General features: G+C 73.0%; 12 protein-coding genes and 1 pseudogene. 8 read left to right on the plus strand and 5 right to left on the minus strand.

Annotation, left to right across the window (positions count from 1 at the left end; translation table 11 throughout):
* The first annotated feature begins 88 nt into the window (after positions 1-88).
* The 5 genes from AB0D99_RS24150 to AB0D99_RS24170 are packed head-to-tail and all read left to right on the plus strand — an operon-like array spanning position 89 to position 5,861.
* The gene (locus AB0D99_RS24150) at positions 89-2,110 is read left to right on the plus strand and encodes a lipid II flippase MurJ (protein WP_362365825.1); all 2,022 of its coding nucleotides are present in this window, start codon (positions 89-91) and stop codon (positions 2,108-2,110) included.
* Complete coding sequence (locus AB0D99_RS24155) at positions 2,010-2,825, plus strand: polysaccharide deacetylase family protein (RefSeq protein WP_362365828.1); 816 nt, start codon at positions 2,010-2,012, stop codon at positions 2,823-2,825. Before AB0D99_RS24150 ends, AB0D99_RS24155 begins: the two co-directional genes overlap by 101 nt.
* Positions 2,822-3,967: a glycosyltransferase gene (locus AB0D99_RS24160; RefSeq protein ID WP_362365831.1), complete on the plus strand. Its 1,146-nt coding sequence runs from the start codon at positions 2,822-2,824 to the stop codon at positions 3,965-3,967. Before AB0D99_RS24155 ends, AB0D99_RS24160 begins: the two co-directional genes overlap by 4 nt.
* Positions 3,968-4,002: 35 nt before the next feature.
* The gene (locus AB0D99_RS24165) at positions 4,003-4,725 is read left to right on the plus strand and encodes a lipopolysaccharide biosynthesis protein (RefSeq protein ID WP_362365938.1); all 723 of its coding nucleotides are present in this window, start codon (positions 4,003-4,005) and stop codon (positions 4,723-4,725) included.
* Between the two features lie 23 nt (positions 4,726-4,748).
* Positions 4,749-5,861: a GNAT family N-acetyltransferase gene (locus AB0D99_RS24170; protein WP_362365941.1), complete on the plus strand. Its 1,113-nt coding sequence runs from the start codon at positions 4,749-4,751 to the stop codon at positions 5,859-5,861.
* 680 nt (positions 5,862-6,541) lie between these two features.
* On the opposite strand, the pseudogene AB0D99_RS24175 reads toward AB0D99_RS24170, so the two are convergent.
* Positions 6,542-7,390: pseudogene (locus AB0D99_RS24175) on the minus strand (glycosyl hydrolase); the annotation flags it as partial.
* A gap of 426 nt (positions 7,391-7,816) precedes the next feature.
* Here AB0D99_RS24175 and AB0D99_RS24180 point away from each other — a divergent pair.
* Positions 7,817-8,998, plus strand: coding sequence for an ATP-grasp domain-containing protein (locus AB0D99_RS24180; protein ID WP_362365834.1), 1,182 nt, complete (start codon positions 7,817-7,819; stop codon positions 8,996-8,998).
* Positions 8,999-9,012: 14 nt separating this feature from the next.
* Complete coding sequence (locus tag AB0D99_RS24185; RefSeq protein ID WP_362365837.1) at positions 9,013-10,269, plus strand: FAD-dependent oxidoreductase; 1,257 nt, start codon at positions 9,013-9,015, stop codon at positions 10,267-10,269.
* A 79-nt stretch (positions 10,270-10,348) separates the two neighbouring features.
* On the opposite strand, the gene AB0D99_RS24190 is transcribed toward AB0D99_RS24185, so the two are convergent.
* Positions 10,349-10,582 carry a chaplin gene (locus AB0D99_RS24190; RefSeq protein ID WP_362365840.1) on the minus strand — a complete coding sequence of 78 codons (234 nt, stop codon included), beginning with the start codon at positions 10,580-10,582 and terminating at the stop codon, positions 10,349-10,351.
* A gap of 168 nt (positions 10,583-10,750) precedes the next feature.
* A complete protein-coding gene (locus AB0D99_RS24195) occupies positions 10,751-10,957 on the minus strand; it encodes a hypothetical protein (RefSeq protein ID WP_362365843.1) in 207 nt (68 codons plus the stop codon).
* Positions 10,958-11,107: 150 nt separating this feature from the next.
* On the opposite strand from AB0D99_RS24195, the gene AB0D99_RS24200 reads away from it, so the two are divergent.
* A complete protein-coding gene (locus AB0D99_RS24200; protein WP_362365846.1) occupies positions 11,108-12,142 on the plus strand; it encodes an LCP family protein in 1,035 nt (344 codons plus the stop codon).
* Between the two features lie 37 nt (positions 12,143-12,179).
* Here AB0D99_RS24200 and AB0D99_RS24205 read toward each other — a convergent pair whose 3' ends face one another.
* Positions 12,180-14,207 carry a thioredoxin domain-containing protein gene (locus AB0D99_RS24205; protein WP_362365849.1) on the minus strand — a complete coding sequence of 676 codons (2,028 nt, stop codon included), beginning with the start codon at positions 14,205-14,207 and terminating at the stop codon, positions 12,180-12,182.
* Positions 14,208-14,350: 143 nt separating this feature from the next.
* Complete coding sequence (locus AB0D99_RS24210; RefSeq protein WP_362365852.1) at positions 14,351-14,746, minus strand: rodlin; 396 nt, start codon at positions 14,744-14,746, stop codon at positions 14,351-14,353.
* Positions 14,747-14,808 lie beyond the last annotated feature (62 nt).

Consider the following 14,808-nt stretch of genomic DNA (forward strand, 5'->3'; position numbering starts at 1 on the left):
CCGTGTGCGGCATCCGGAGGGCGTCGACCGGGGTGCGGGGGCGGAGGAGCCGGGAGGCTGGGTGTGGCCGCACGTGGACCCGTGGTCCATGACCGACCACGCGACGGCCGCCACCCCCGCCGGCGGCTGGCGCTGGGCCGGCACCGCCGCCCCGGCGCCGGTGGCGGGGGCCGGAGCCCGGCACGGTGCGGCTCCGGACGAGCGGGCGCGCCACACCGCGACGGGGTGGAGCCCCCGCGGCGGGGCGCCCGCCACGGCGGACCGGGCCGTGGACAGCGTCCAGGGCGGGGTACGGGCCGGAGCGACGGGGGCCGGAGGCATGCGGCGCGGCGCGGCGGCCACGCCCTCGACGGTCGCGGGCCCCGCCGGATCGGCACACCAGCGGCGGACGGGGCCGCCCGGCTCGGGGGGCCGGTTCTCCACGCCACGGCGGGGCGCACATGCGCGGCGGGCCGGGCAGGAGCGCTCCGCCTCCGGCAGGTTCCTCGCGCGGGCCGCGGCCGTGACCGCCGGGCTCACCGCGGCCGGGGCGGTGCTCGGGCTCGTACGGGACCAGATCCTGGCGCACTTCTTCGGCGCGGGGGCCGAAACCGACGCGTTCCTGGTCGCCTGGACCGTGCCCGAGTTCGCCTCGACGCTGCTCATCGAGGACGCGATGGCGCTGATCCTGGTGCCCGCCTTCAGCCGCGCGCTGGCGCGGCGAGGCGGCCACCTCTTCGGGGACCCCGTCCGTACCCTCGTACGCTCCACGCTGCCCCGGCTCGCGCTCGCCATGAGCGCGGTCGCCGGGCTCCTGGTCATCGCGGCGCCGGCGCTCGTCGGCGCGCTGGCCCCCGGCCTTCCCGATCCGCAGCTCGCCGTCGACTGCACCCGGCTGACGGCGACGTGCGTGCTGACGTTCGCGCTCGCGGGCTACTGCTCCGCCGCCCTGCGCGCACACGGCTCCTTCCTGCCGCCGGCGGCGATCTACGTCGCCTACAACGTCGGCATCATCGGCACGATCCTGGTGCTGCGCGAACCCTTCGGCGTACGGGCGGCCGCGGCCGGGGTCGCCGTCGGCGGCGCGCTGATGGTGGCGGTCCAGGCGCCCTACCTGCTCCGCGAGCTGCGCGGCGCGCCCGTGCCGAGGGGGGACGCGCCGGCCGGGGACGGCGGGCGCCTCCTCGTGCTCGGGCTCATCGCCCCGGTCATCGCCTTCGCCGTCTCCCGCCAGTCCCAGATCCTCATCGAGCGCTTCCTCGCCTCGCCGCTGCCCGCGGGCGCGATCTCACATCTGAACTACGCGCAGAAGGTCGCGCAGATGCCGATGATCCTCTCCCTGATGCTCTGCACGGTCAGCTTCCCGGTCGTCGCCCGCGCCATGGCGGCGGGTGACAGGGACGGCGCCCGCCGCCGCGTCGAGCGGGACCTGCTGCTGGCCGCCGTGGTCGTCCTCACCGGCACCTCCGTGGTGATCGCCGCGGCCCCGCAGATCGTCGAACTCCTCTTCCAGCGGGGCGCCTTCGACGCCGACGACACGGCGGCGACCGCCGCCGTGATGCGGGTCTACGCCCTCGGCCTGCTCGGGCAGACGATGGTCGGCGCGCTCGTGCGCTGCTACTTCTCCGCCGCTCACCCGCTCTGGTACCCGGCCGCCGCCATGTTCGCCGGACTCGTCGTGACCGCGGTGGCCGGTGTCCCGGGCGCCGCGCTGTGGGGCGCCGTCGGGATCGCCGCCGCCAACGCCCTCGGCATCACGCTCACCGCCGTGATGCTGCTGCTCGGCGCCCGCCGCCAGGCCATCCCGGTCCGCATCCGCTACCTCGGGGAGGGGCTGCTGCGGCTGGCCACCGCCGCGGCCTGGGCCACGGCCGCTGGCTGGCTCTGCTCGCTGTGGATCGATCCCCCGCTGCTGTCCGTCACCGTCGCCGCCGTCGCCGCCGTCGCCGTCTTCCTCCTCTTCCTCGCCTGCGCCGCCGGCGCGCCGGACATCCCACCCCTCACCCGCACCGCATCACGAAGGCTCGCCCATGCCCGCTGCCACGGCGCCACGCGCCGCGATTCGTCGACTGCTGCCGAAGCCGCCCCCGTGGGTGGTGATGTACCACTCGATCGCCGACACCACGGATGATCCGTACCGGGTGACGGTCTCCCCCGTCCGCTTCGCGCGGCAGCTGCACTGGCTCAACGACCGGGGGCTGCGGGGCGTGTCCGTGCGCGAGCTGCTCGCCGCGAGGGCCGCCGGACGGGCCCGCGGGCTCGTCGGCATCACCTTCGACGACGGGTACGCCGACTTCCTCGACTCGGCCCTCCCGCTGCTGCGCCGCCACGACTTCACCGCCACCGTCTACGTCCTGGCCGGCCGTCTCGGCGGGGAGAACGGCTGGGACACGGACGGACCGCGCAAGGCCCTGCTGACGGAGGACGACGTCCTGCGCGTGTCGGAGGCCGGCATGGAGATCGGTTCGCACGGGCTGCGGCACGTCTCGCTGCCCTCGCTCGACGACGGGGCCCTCGCCGAGGAGACCCGCCACAGCCGCGAGCTCCTGCGGGACATCACCGGCACGACCGTGGACGGCTTCTGCTATCCGTACGGAGACGTCGACGCCCGCGCGGTCCAGGCGGTGCGCGACGCCGGCTACCGCCACGGCTGCGCCATCTCCCCCGGTCCGCTGACCTGCGGGCTCGCACTGCCCCGTATCCATGTCGGCGAGCGGGACACCTCCTGGCGGCTCACCGCCAAGCGCCTCCTGCACCCGCTGCGCCGCCGCTCGGTCGCGGCACCGGTCCCGGCGCAAGCCCGGCCGGCGGGGGCTGCGGGGGCTGCCGGGGCGGAGGTCTCATGAAGGTCCTGCACATCATCACCGGACTCGGGATCGGCGGCGCCGAGCAGCAACTGCGGCTGCTGCTGCGGCATCTGCCGGTACGGAGCGAGGTCGTCACCCTCACCAACCCGGGCGCGGTCGCCGACGGCATCGTGGCCGACGGGGTGCCGGTCGTCCATCTCGGCATGGCCGGCAACCGGGACCTGGGCGCGCTGCCCCGGCTCACGGGCATCGTCCGCCGGGGCCGGTACGACCTCGTCCACACCCATCTGTACCGGGCCTGCGTCTACGGAAGGATCGCGGCCCGGCTCGCCGGGGTCCGCGCGGTCCTCGCCACCGAACACTCCCTGGGCGACAGCCAGATCGAGGGCAGACCGCTCTCCGCCGGCACCCGCGCGCTGTACCGGGCCACCGAGCGGCTCGGTACGTCCACGGTCGCCGTCTCGCCCAGCGTCGCCCGCCGGCTGGAGACGTGGGGCGTGGCCGCGTCCCGTGTCCATGTCGTCCCCAACGGCATCGAGCGGGCACGGTTCGACCACGACGAGAACGCGCGGCGGATGACGAGGAAGGTGCTCGGACTGCCGGAGGACGCCTTCGTCGTCGGCGGGGTGGGGAGGCTCGTGCCCGGGAAGCGCTTCGACCGGCTGGTCCGCGCGGTGGCCTCGGTACCCCGGGCGCGGCTGCTGCTGGTCGGGGAGGGCCCGGAGCGCGAGCGGCTGCGCGCGCTGGCCGGTGAGTGCGGGGCGGCGGGCCGGGTCCTCCTCGCGGGCGCCTGCGAGGACCCGCCGTCCGTGACGTCCGGCGGGCCCGGCCTGCCCTCGCTCCTCGCGGCGATGGACGCCTTCGTCTCCACCTCCCCCGACGAGTCCTTCGGGCTCGCGGTCGTCGAGGCGCTCGCCGCCGGCCTCCCGGTGCTGTACGTGGCCTGCCCGGCCATCGACGACCTGCCGCCGGACGCGGCCCCGGGGGCGCGGCGGATCGGCACGTCCGTACCCGAGCTGGTGTCGGCGCTGTGCGCCGTCCGGGACGCCCGTCCCGCCCGGCTGCCGCAGCCCGAGGCGGCTCGCCGCTACGACATCGCGCACAGCGCCCGGCAGTTGATGTCCCTCTACGAACAGGCCGTCCACGGCATCCCCTCTCCTCGCGAAGTGAGACACCCATGAGCCCCAGCTCAAGCCCCAGCCCCAGCTCCACCTCGATGAGCCCCTTGAGTCCCAGCCCGCTCTCCCGACCACGGTCACCCCTCAGGAGGGTGCTGCGCACCCCCCGCCGGTCGTGGGTGCTGCCCGCCGCCGTGCTGATCGGCGCCACGCTCGGCGGTGGGTACGGCGCGCTGAAGGCGCCCGAGTACGCGGCGACGAGCTACGTCATCGTGGTCCCCGGCGAGAAGTCCGACCCGGCGGCCGCGCTCGGCTTCGCCCAGGCGTACGGGCGGGTCGCCACCGACATCGCGGTGACCGGCGACGCGCAGGTGTGGGCCGGGGTGTCCGCCAAGACGCTGCGGTCCAGCGTGCAGGCGGCGACCTCACCGGACGCGCCGATGATCTCCATCACGGCTCGGGCGGCGAAGCCGGGCCGGGCCGTGTCGATGGCGGACGGCGTCGCCCGGGCGCTCGTGCTGAACAGCTCGCACGTCGCCGGGAGCACGGGTGTGAAGGTGGTCCAGTTCTCCCGGGCGAACCGGCCGGTGGACCCGGTCTCGCCCTCCGCCCCGCTGTCCGCGCTGGTCGGCGGCTGCGCGGGCGGCCTGCTGGGCGGGCTCGCGCTGCTGGTGCGCCCCCAGCGCGGACGGCGTACGGAGAGCGCGGTGCCGACGCGGCCCGAGGTGCGTGCCGAGGCACCGAGCTCCCGGCAGTCCTCGTCCGCCGCCGTTCCCGGCCCGGCGAGCGCCCAGCACCAGCCGGAACCGGAGGCGGTGTGACCCCGAGCGGGCTGAGCACCCAGATCTGCCGGGACGGCGAGGAGTTCGGCCGGCTCGGCGAGCGGTGGGCGTCGCTCTACGCCCGGTGTTCCACGGCCACCCCGTTCCAGTCCCACTCCTGGCTGCACTCCTGGTGGGTGTCGTACGGACGGCCGGGGGCGCTGCGCGTGGTGCTCGTACGGCGACGGGACGGCGAACTGGTCGCGGCGGCGCCCCTGATGCGTGCCCACGGCCCGTTCCCGGTCCTCAGCCCGCTCGGCGGCGCGATCACGGACTTCACCGACGTCCTGCTCGACGACGCGTGCCCCGAGGCGGCGCCCGCGCTCGCCGCGGCACTGGCGCGGGCCGCGCGCGGCGCGGTGGTGGACCTGCGCGAGGTGCGCCCCGGGGCCGCCGCCGAGCGGGTCTTCGCCCGCTGGCGGGGTCCGCGCCGCCGGCTTGCGGACTCGCTCTGTCTGGAGCTGCCCGCGGTGCCGATGGACGCCCTGCTCGAAAGGATTCCGTCGAACAAGGCCCAGCGCGTGCGGGCCAAGCTGCGCAAACTGGACGCGCTCGGCATCGACGAACGCGTCGTGCCCGGCGAGGAGGTGCCGGCCGCCCTCGCCCGGTTGCTGAGGCTGCACCAGCTCCAGTGGCAGGGGCGGGGCGTGACCGTCGAGCACACCAGCGACCGGTTCGCGCAGCACCTGGCGCGGGCGGTGCGGCCGATGGTGGAGCGCGGAGACGCGCGGGTGACCGAGTTCCGGCTCGCGGGCGATGTCGTCGCGGCGGATCTGACGCTGATGTCGCCGCGGCTCGCGGGCGGCTACCTGTACGGCGCCGATCCGGAGCTGCGGGCGCGCAAGATCGACGTGGCGACGATGCTGCTGCGCCACGGGGCGCGGGAGACGAGCGCGAGCGGTCGGGCGACGCTGAGCATGTTGCGGGGCAACGAACCGTACAAGCGGCACTGGCGTCCGGAGGCCGTTCCCAACCAGCGGCTGATGCTGGCGGGGCGGTGGGCGGCGCCGGTGCTGTGGCTGTGGGCGGGTGCGGCGGACGGACGGCGCTGGGCAGCTCGGCAGGCGCGGGAGCGGGCCTGGGTGGGGCGGGTGCTCTCCCGGCTGCCGGGAAGGACGAACGGCGGCGGAGGATGATCTCCTCCGCCGCCGCCGTGGGGTTCCGCCGGGCCCTTCGCTGATCAGAAGGGCCAGGCGTCGCCGTCCAGGATGTCCTCCCAGCTGTCGTTGGTGTCGGCGTCGTCGTCCATCCAGCCTTCCTTCCACTCGGCCTTGGGAACGCAGACGGGACCGCCGATCCAGCTCTCCACCCACGAACCGAGGTTCACGGTCCAGCAGTTGGGCGCGGGCTTGGGCACCTCGGGCTTCGGCACCTCGGGCTTGGGTACCTGGGGCTTCGGCACCTGGGGCTTGGGCACCTCGGGCTTGGGCTCAGGCTTCGGTTCCGGCTTCGGTTCCGGCTTCGGTTCCGGCTTGGGCTCAGGCTTCGGTTCGGGCTTGGGCTCAGGCTTCGGTTCGGGCTTGGGCTCGGGGATCGTCGGGATCTCCGGCTTCGGTTCAGGCTTGGGCTCAGGCTTCGGCTCGGGGATCGTCGGGATCTCCGGCTTGGGCTCCGGCTTCGGCTCGGGCTTCGGCTGCGGGATCGTCGGGATCTCCGGCTCGACCGGCAGCTCAGGCTCCACCGGTACCTCAGGCACCTCAGGTACCTCGGGCACCTCAGGTACCTCGGGCACCTCGGGCACCTCAGGTACCTCGGGTACCTCGGGCACCTCGGGCTCGGTCGGGAGTTCGGGGACCTCCGGGACCTCCGGCTCCGCGCCGTACAGCATCTGCCGGAAGACCTGCGCCGACTTCGGATTGTCGTCGCACTGCCAGACGCCGTGCGGGCAGTAGTCGGTGATCGTGTGATACAGCGGCTTGTGCTTGTTCATCCATTCGAGCATCCGCCGCATGTACGTGGCGTTGTCGCCGTTCCGGAAGAGTCCCCATTCCGGATAGGAGATCGGCTTGCCGTGCTCGGCCGCGAAATCCACCTGCTTCTGCAGCCCGTACGGCTCGCTGACGTGCTGTTCGAAACTGGACCCGGGCGGCTGGTCGTACGAGTCCATTCCGATGATGTCGACCACGTCGTCACCCGGATAGCATTCCGTCCACGGAATGGCGTCCCGTCCTCGGCTCGGGTTGAAGTCGAAGCGGAACTCCTGTCCGGGAACGGACCGCATGGCGGTGACGATCCGGTTCCAGTACTTCTTCCACGACGTGGGGTCCGGTGCGCACCGGTGCGTGTACGTGGTGCCGTTCATCTCCCAGCCCAGGACGATGACGGTGTCGGTGGCGTTCAGGTCCACCAGGCGCTGCGCCAGGGTCCGGAAGTGGTGGTCGTAGTACCCCGCCGCACCGAGTTGGAGCTGGCGGCGGACCTCGTGGTCGGAGACGCCGGCCTCGTTCCGCTCCAGCATCGGCACGTTCAGCACGAACAGCCGGTCGGCCTGCTCGTTGCGCCAGTCCGCCCAGGCGTCCAGGAAGCCCGGAGGGCCTTCGATGTTCGACCAGAGGTCCCCGGGGAGGTACGTGTGCCCGACGCGGAGCTCCCGTCCGCCGAGCCATCGTTCCAGCTGGCCGATCCGGCCGACGCCGACCGGTCCGGATTCGAGGAACGCGCCCATTGCCGTGGACAGAGTCGGTTCGGGGTCCCGTGTCGTTACGGATTCGGCGGCGTGAGCGGGAGAGGACAGCACGACAGAACCTGAGGCAAGGAGACCTGCGGTGAACACCCCCAGCCACACACTCGAAGACTTCCTCTTTCGGTCGGCCATGGCCACTCCTTCACGATTCGCGCCGCTTGATGGTCCGTCAGTCGGATACTCCGAAAGTATTCCTAATGAGCCGACCGTGAACGCAGCAGCGAACTGATCAGTAGTCCATTGGTGTATTTCATCGCCCAGTTGGGGCACTCGACATGAAGGAATGGCGTGCCGAGCTTTGACACCCGCGTCCCCGCAGTCCTCGTGCGGCTCGATCGGAACCCTTTTCATCACGGCACGCTCGGCGCCGCCCGCTCCCTGGGAAGAGCGGGAATCCCGGTCCACGCGGTGCCCGAATCACTCACGAGTCCCGCCGCCCGGTCCCGGTACGTCCACGGCGTCCACCTCCGCCCCGACACCGCGTCGCCCGACGACGAGGCCGACGCGCTCGCCCGACGTCTCCTACGGCTCGCCGACGACGTGCGGGCGCCCGCTCTCCTCGTCCCCCTGGACGACATCAGCGCCCTGGCGCTGGCCGCGCACCGCACCGAACTGACGGACCGGTACCTCCTGCCCGACCAGTCCCCGGAGCAGCTCCTCCGCGTCGCCGACAAGGCGGAACTCGCCGAGACCTGCCGGGTCCTGTCCCTGCCCCACCCCCGCACAGAGATCCCCACCAGCGCCGACGAGGCGGCCGCCATGGCCTGGTCGCTCGGGCTGCCGGTCGTGACGAAGTGGAGCCGCCCCTGGCTGCTGCCGCCCGGAACCGGGCTGCGCAGCACGTCGATCGCGCGTTCACCCGCCGAGGTGCGCGCGCTGTTCGCCCGTACCGAGGAGGCCGGCAGCAGGCTGCTGGTGCAGGCGCTGCTGCCGCCCGGGCGGGACCTGGACTGGTTCTGCCACGGCTACGCGAGCTCCGACGGCGGCCGCGCGGTGCGGGCCACCGGACTCAAGGAGCGGTCGTGGCCCGACGGGGCCGGGCTCACGGCCGTCGGCCGCTGGGCGGCGAATCCGGTGGTCGAGCGGATGGCCGGCGATCTGCTGGCCGCGCTCGGCTACCGGGGCGTGTTCGACCTGGACTTCCGGCTCGACCGCTCCACCGGCACGTATCACCTGCTCGACTTCAACCCCCGGCCCGGCGCCCAGTTCCGGCTCTTCGCCGACGGGGACGGCCTCGATGTCGTCCGTGCGATGCACCTGGACCTGACCGGGCGCCCGGTCCCGACCCACACCCCCGCGTACGGACGCCGATTCGTGGTCGAGAACTACGCGGCGCTGTCCGTGCTCACCTCCCCCCGCCGTCGGCACTCCGCGGAGCCCGGCCTGCCGCGCGCGGGGACGGAGACCGCCTGGTTCGCCGCGGACGATCCGGCTCCGGCGCTCTCGATGGCCCGCGCCTGGTTCCTGCACGTGCTGCGCAAGGGCCTGATGACGCTCCGTCGATCGCTCCGGTCCGGCCGCCCGCGCGCCGTGACCGCCGTGTCGCCACCGGCGGCCCGCACCCCCTCCAGCCAGATGAACCGACGTTGAGGACGGAAGGCACGATGTACGACCTGGTCATTGTGGGAGCCGGACCCTACGGACTGTCCGTGGCCGCCCACGCGGCCGCCCACGGTCTGAACCTGCGGATCTTCGGCCGCCCGATGGAGTCCTGGCATGCCATGCCCTCGGCCATGTTCCTGAAGTCCGAACCCTGGGCCTCCCATCTCTCCGACCCGGCCGGCGTGTACGGGCTCGACGCCTACGCTGCCACCAGGGGCGTCCGCGCCGACCACGGAGTCCCGCTGCCGGTCGGCTTCTTCGCCGCGTACGGCGACTGGTTCGCCCGTCAGGCGGTCCCCGCGCTCGACGAGCGCCTGATCGCCTCCGTCGCACCGCACGCCGAGGGGTACGAGGTGGTCACGGAGGACGGCGAGTCCCTCCGTACGCGGACGGTGGCGCTGGCCGTCGGCGTCCTGCCGTTCATGGAGATCCCCGAACCCCTGCGCGGACTTCCGCGCGACCGCGTCACCCACAGCAGTCACCACGGGGAGCTGGACGGCTTCGCCGGTCGCGACGTCACCGTCGTCGGCGCCGGTCAGGCGGCTCTGGAGACCGCCGCGATCCTCGCCGAACAGGGCGCGACCGTCCGGATCCTCGCCCGCTCGGACCGGCTGAACTGGAACACCCTCCCGCCCGCCCTCGACCGCGGTCTGTGGCAGTCGCTGCGCGCCCCCCACACGGGGCTGGGCTGCGGTTGGCACAACCGGCTGTACGCGGAGACTCCCGGGCTCTTCCGGCGTCTGCCCGCCCCCACCCGCGAGCGCGTCTTCGACTCGGCGCTCGGCCCGGCCGGCGCGTGGTGGCTCCGGGAGCGGTTCGCGGCCGTGAGCGACGTGCGCCTGGGGCGGCACATCGTCTCCGCGGCCCCCACCGGGGACGACCGCCTGCGGCTGGAGGTGGCCGGTCCCGAGGGGACGACGACGCTGGAGACCGACCACGTCATCGCGGCCACCGGCTTCGCGCCGAGCCTGGCGCGCGCGGAGGTGCTGGCCCCCGGACTGCGCGGAGCGCTGCGGACGGTCGGCGGGGGCGGGGCGCCCGAGGTGGGGGCGTTCTTCGAGTCCTCGTGGCCGGGGCTGTTCCTCGCGGGTCTGCTGACCGCTCCGTCGTACGGCCCGTCGATGCGGTTCGTGTTCGGCGCCGACTACACCGCGCGGCGCCTCGTGCGGGGCGTGCGGCAGCGGTTGCGGGCGACGGCGCGGGGCACGGTGGGCCGTCCGCGTACGGGCGGCGAGCGGACGCCCGCGGCCCGGGCATGACGAAGGCCGGTCCGGCCGGACGTCGGAGACGTCCGGCCGGACCGGCCTCAGGAACTGCCGAGCGCGTGGTGACGCGACGTCAGTCGTTGATGCAGACGTTGCCGGCCGTCGGGTTCAGCGCCGCGATCACGTTCACGGTGTTGCCGCAGACGTTGATCGGAATGTTGATCGGAACCTGGACCACGTTGCCCGACAGCACACCCGGCGAACCGACGGCCAGGCCGTGCGCGTCGGCGTCGGCCAGCGCGGGGGAGGCCGCACCCAGGGCCATGAACAGACCGGCGACGACGACCGCAGCCTTCTTGCACTTCATTTCGTCTGAGTCCTTTCCGCGGCGGACGGAATTTCACGGATCTCGCGAATCGCCGGTGCATTGCAACACCCGGCCTCCGCCGCACACATCACAACGACCATGCCCCGAAAAGGAAACCGGCCTATCGCCGATGGAGCGGTATTCACCCCATTGCGTCCTCGGCCGGAGTCAGCGCGGCCAGACCGGCGTCGTCGTCAGACGTTCCCACTCACGGTCCGGCATCCCGGGCACCGTCCGGCCCGCCAGGGCCCATTGCTGGACCAGCAAGGAGTAGACGGGGACCGGGCCCCGTTCGACAGGTGGCGGCGGGTCCGCCACATAACGGCTCTTCGGAATGAAGGCCATCCGCTCCCATTTCCCGGGATCGGGTGCCATCTTTCCCTCCCATGCGCTGTGGTTCCCGCATCATTTCACAGACCCCGCAGGAGAGTGATTCAACCGGGCCACGTCGCGTCGCGAACCTGTGTGCGACGGGCAACGGCATACGGTGCGGGCGTTATTGATTCCCACCCGGTGGAGACTCCCGTGTCCGTCAGGAAATTGCCGCGCCCGCGCAGGCTGGTACTCGCCTCGGCGGCGCTCGTCGCGCTCGCCTCGGGGGCGATCGCCGGAGCCCCCGCCGCCCTGCCCGGTCCGGACGGCGGGCTCACCGTCCTCGTGGCCGGCGTCGACAGCCGGGAGGGCCTCACGGCGGCGGAGATGAAGCGCTACCACGCAGGTGGGAAGGGCTGCGACTGCACGGACGTGATGATGCTGGTGCACGTCTCCGCCCGCAACGACCGGGTCAGCGTGGTGAGTCTGCCCCGCGACTCGCTCACCTCCTTCCCCGCCGGCCATGTGGACCAGCGGACCGGGAAGACGCACGGCGCGCACCCGGCGAAGCTCAACGCCGCGCACACCGAGGGCGGACCGAAGCACACGCTCGAAGCCGTCGAGCGGATGACCGGCACCACCGTCGACCGCTACCTGGAGATCGACTTCCGGCGCTTCATGGACGGTGTGGACCGGGTCGACGGCGGAGTACCGATCTGTACCGCGCAGCCGCTCAAGGACCCGGTCACCGGGATCGACCTCGCTCCGGGGACGAAGGCCGTCAGGGGCGGCGAGGCGCTGCAGTACGTGCGTTCGCGTCGGGACGGGAACATGGACTTCGGACGGATGCAGAAGCAGCAGAGGTTCGCGCTCAACATGTGGCGGACGATCCGGACGGGTGTCCTGGAGGATCCCGCCCGGCTGTGGACGCTGGCCTCGACGCTGCGCGGCACGGCGCGGACGGAACGGTCGCTGTCCGTGGCCGAGATGGTCACGCTCGCGGCACGACTGCGTGATCTCACCCCCGACCGTACCGAGTTCGCGACCGTGCCGATCCGTCGCTTCAACCCCTTGATCAGCGGCGTCGGTTCCAGTGTCGCCTGGAACGAGAAGCACGCGGCCGAGATCTTCGCCGCGCTCCGGGACGAACGACCGCTGCCGAAGGCCCCGCCGCGGCAGACGAGCGAGATCCCGCGGGGCCTCGGCGAATACCGGCCGGCCGGCGGTGCCTCGCTCGTCTGCCCGTGACGCCCGGGCCGTCGCGTCGCCGACGGCCCGGCCCGCCTCAGCGCGCGAGCTTGCGGGCCAGCTCCGCCGGATCCGTCGTCGGCGCGTCGCAGGTGAAGTGACGGCAGACGTACGCGGCCGCTCCCCCGTCCACCAGCGGGCGGTCCCTGAGCAGCGGGAACTCCTCGCCGTCCGGGGCACCGAAGGCGAGCACCGCGCCGGGGGTCGGCGCCAGCAGGGCGGTACGGCGCAGGGCCTGGGCGGTGTCGTCGCCGGCCGGCCCGACCACCGCGATCTCACGGGGCCCGTCGAGCAGGGCCTCCGCCGTGGCGAGCCCCCAGCCGATGAACCGGGGAGCGCGCGGGCCCAGCGCCTTGACCACTCCGAGCGCGCCCTCGGCGGCCGTGCGGTGGGCCTCGGAGCCGGTGTGGGCCGCGTAGGAGAGCAGCGCGCCGGCGGCGGCCGTCCAGCCGGACGGGGCCGCGTTGTCCGTGGGGTCCTGGGGCCGGCGGATCAGCGTCTCGGCATCGTGCGCGGTGTCGTACAGCGCCCCGCCCTCGGCGACGAACTGGTCCAGGACGATGTCGAGCAGGAACCCCGCGAACTCCAGCCAGACCCCCTCGCCCGTGACCCCGGCGAGCACCAGGAAGCCCTCGGCGACATCGGCGTAGTCCTCCAGGACACCGGCGTTGGCGCCGACCTGGCCGTCCTTGGAGGTGCGGGCCAGCCGGGCGTCCGCGCCCATGTGCAGCCGTACGAGCAGATCGGCGGCCTCCGTGGCGCGCTCGACCAGGTCGGGGCGGTCGAAGAACGCGCCGGTCTCGGCGAGCGCGGCGATCGCCAGTCCGTTCCATGCCGCGACGATCTTGTCGTCGCGGCCCGGACGCTCGCGCCGGTCGCGGGCGGCGAGCAGGCGCTCCTTGATCGAGGCGATCCTGTCGGCGTCCGCGACACCGGCGTCCTGCGGGAGCTGGAGGACGGAGGCGCCCTCCTCGAAGGTGCCGTCCTCGGTGACGCCGAAGTACGCGGCGGCGTGGGCGGCGTCGTCCGCGCCGAGGACGTCGGCGAGCTGGGCGGGGGTCCAGACGTAGTAGGCGCCCTCGACGTGCTTGCCCGTGCCGTCGTCGCTGTCCGCGTCGAGCGCGGAGGCGAAGCCGCCCTCGGGGGTGCGCATGTCGCGGACGAGGAAGTCGGCGGTCTCCAGGGCGACCCGGCGGGCCAGGTCGCTGCCGGTGGCGCGCCACAGGTGCGCGTACACCCGGCAGAGCAGGGCGTTGTCGTAGAGCATCTTCTCGAAGTGCGGGACGACCCAGTCACGGTCCACGGAGTAGCGGGCGAAGCCGCCCCCGAGCTGGTCGTAGATGCCGCCGCGGGCCATGGCCTCGCAGGTGTCGGAGGCCATCTGCAGGGCGCCCTCGGCGCCCGTACGGGCGTGGTGGCGCAGCAGGAACTCCAGCACCATCGACGGCGGGAACTTGGGCGCGCCCCCGAACCCGCCGCGTGTCGCGTCGTACTCCCTGACCAGGCCGAGCAGCGCCTGGGCCAGTTCCGCCTCACCGGGGACGCCGTCGCCGCCGAAGGCGAGGGAGCGCGCGGAGAGGTCCTTGACGATCTTCCCCGCGACCTCGCCGACCTCGTCGCGGCGCTCCGTCCAGGCACGGGAGACGCCGTCGAGGACATCGCCGAAGGAGGGCATCCCGTGCCGGGACTCGGGCGGGAAGTACGTACCGAAGTAGAACGGCTCGGCGTCCGGGGTGAGGAAGACCGTCATGGGCCAGCCGCCCTGCCCGGTGGCGGCCTGGACGGCCTCCATGTAGACGGCGTCGACGTCGGGGCGCTCCTCGCGGTCGACCTTGACGGCGACGAAGTGCTCGTTGACGTAGGCGGCGGTGGTGTCGTCCTCGAAGGATTCGTGGGCCATCACGTGGCACCAGTGACAGCTGCTGTAGCCGACGCTGAGCAGCACGGGGACGTCGCGACGGCGCGCCTCTTCGAACGCCTCGGCCGACCAGGGCCACCAGTCGACCGGGTTGTCGGCATGCTGAAGGAGGTACGGGGACGTCTCATGGGCCAGTCTGTTCGGCATGGCCCCATCCTCGCGCACCCGGGGAAACACCGCCCGTACGCCACGGGTGGGCGGCGCGCGATCGGGGCACTGATACGAGAAGCGGCCCCGATCCTCGCACTGGCTCTGCGAGGATCGGGGCCGCTTCAGCGGAACCGGTGGCGTCAGCCGCCGACGTTCCCGTTCTGGGAGAGGACCTCGCCCAGGATGTGCGAGAGGGCGTCGTCGCCCTTCTGCTGCACGGAGTTCTGGGTGCAGGTCTGGTTGGCCTGCGGGTTGCCGAGGACGTCCTGGACCGGGACGGAGACGCCGATGAGGGCGGCGATCGGCACCTGCGCCTGCAGCTTCTGGATGTCGAAGCAGTGCAGGACGCCACCGTTGACCAGACCGAAGTTCGGGCTGAAGTAGCCGTCGGTCGAGTTGCTGCCGATCGACTGCTTCGACTGGTTGCCGATGAGATTGGCGCTGGCGCCGTCGTTGCCGGCCGCCATCGCGGTCGTCGCGGACATGCCGGCGACCGTGGCCGCAACCGCCGCCGTAGCAAGAACCTTCTTGATCACGAGTCTTCCTTCTTGAGCTCGAGGGCCCTGGAATGCTCCGTTAGCCGAAGCACGCTGATCAA

The organism is Streptomyces sp. NPDC047971 (assembly GCF_040653355.1).
Lineage (GTDB): Bacteria > Actinomycetota > Actinomycetes > Streptomycetales > Streptomycetaceae > Streptomyces.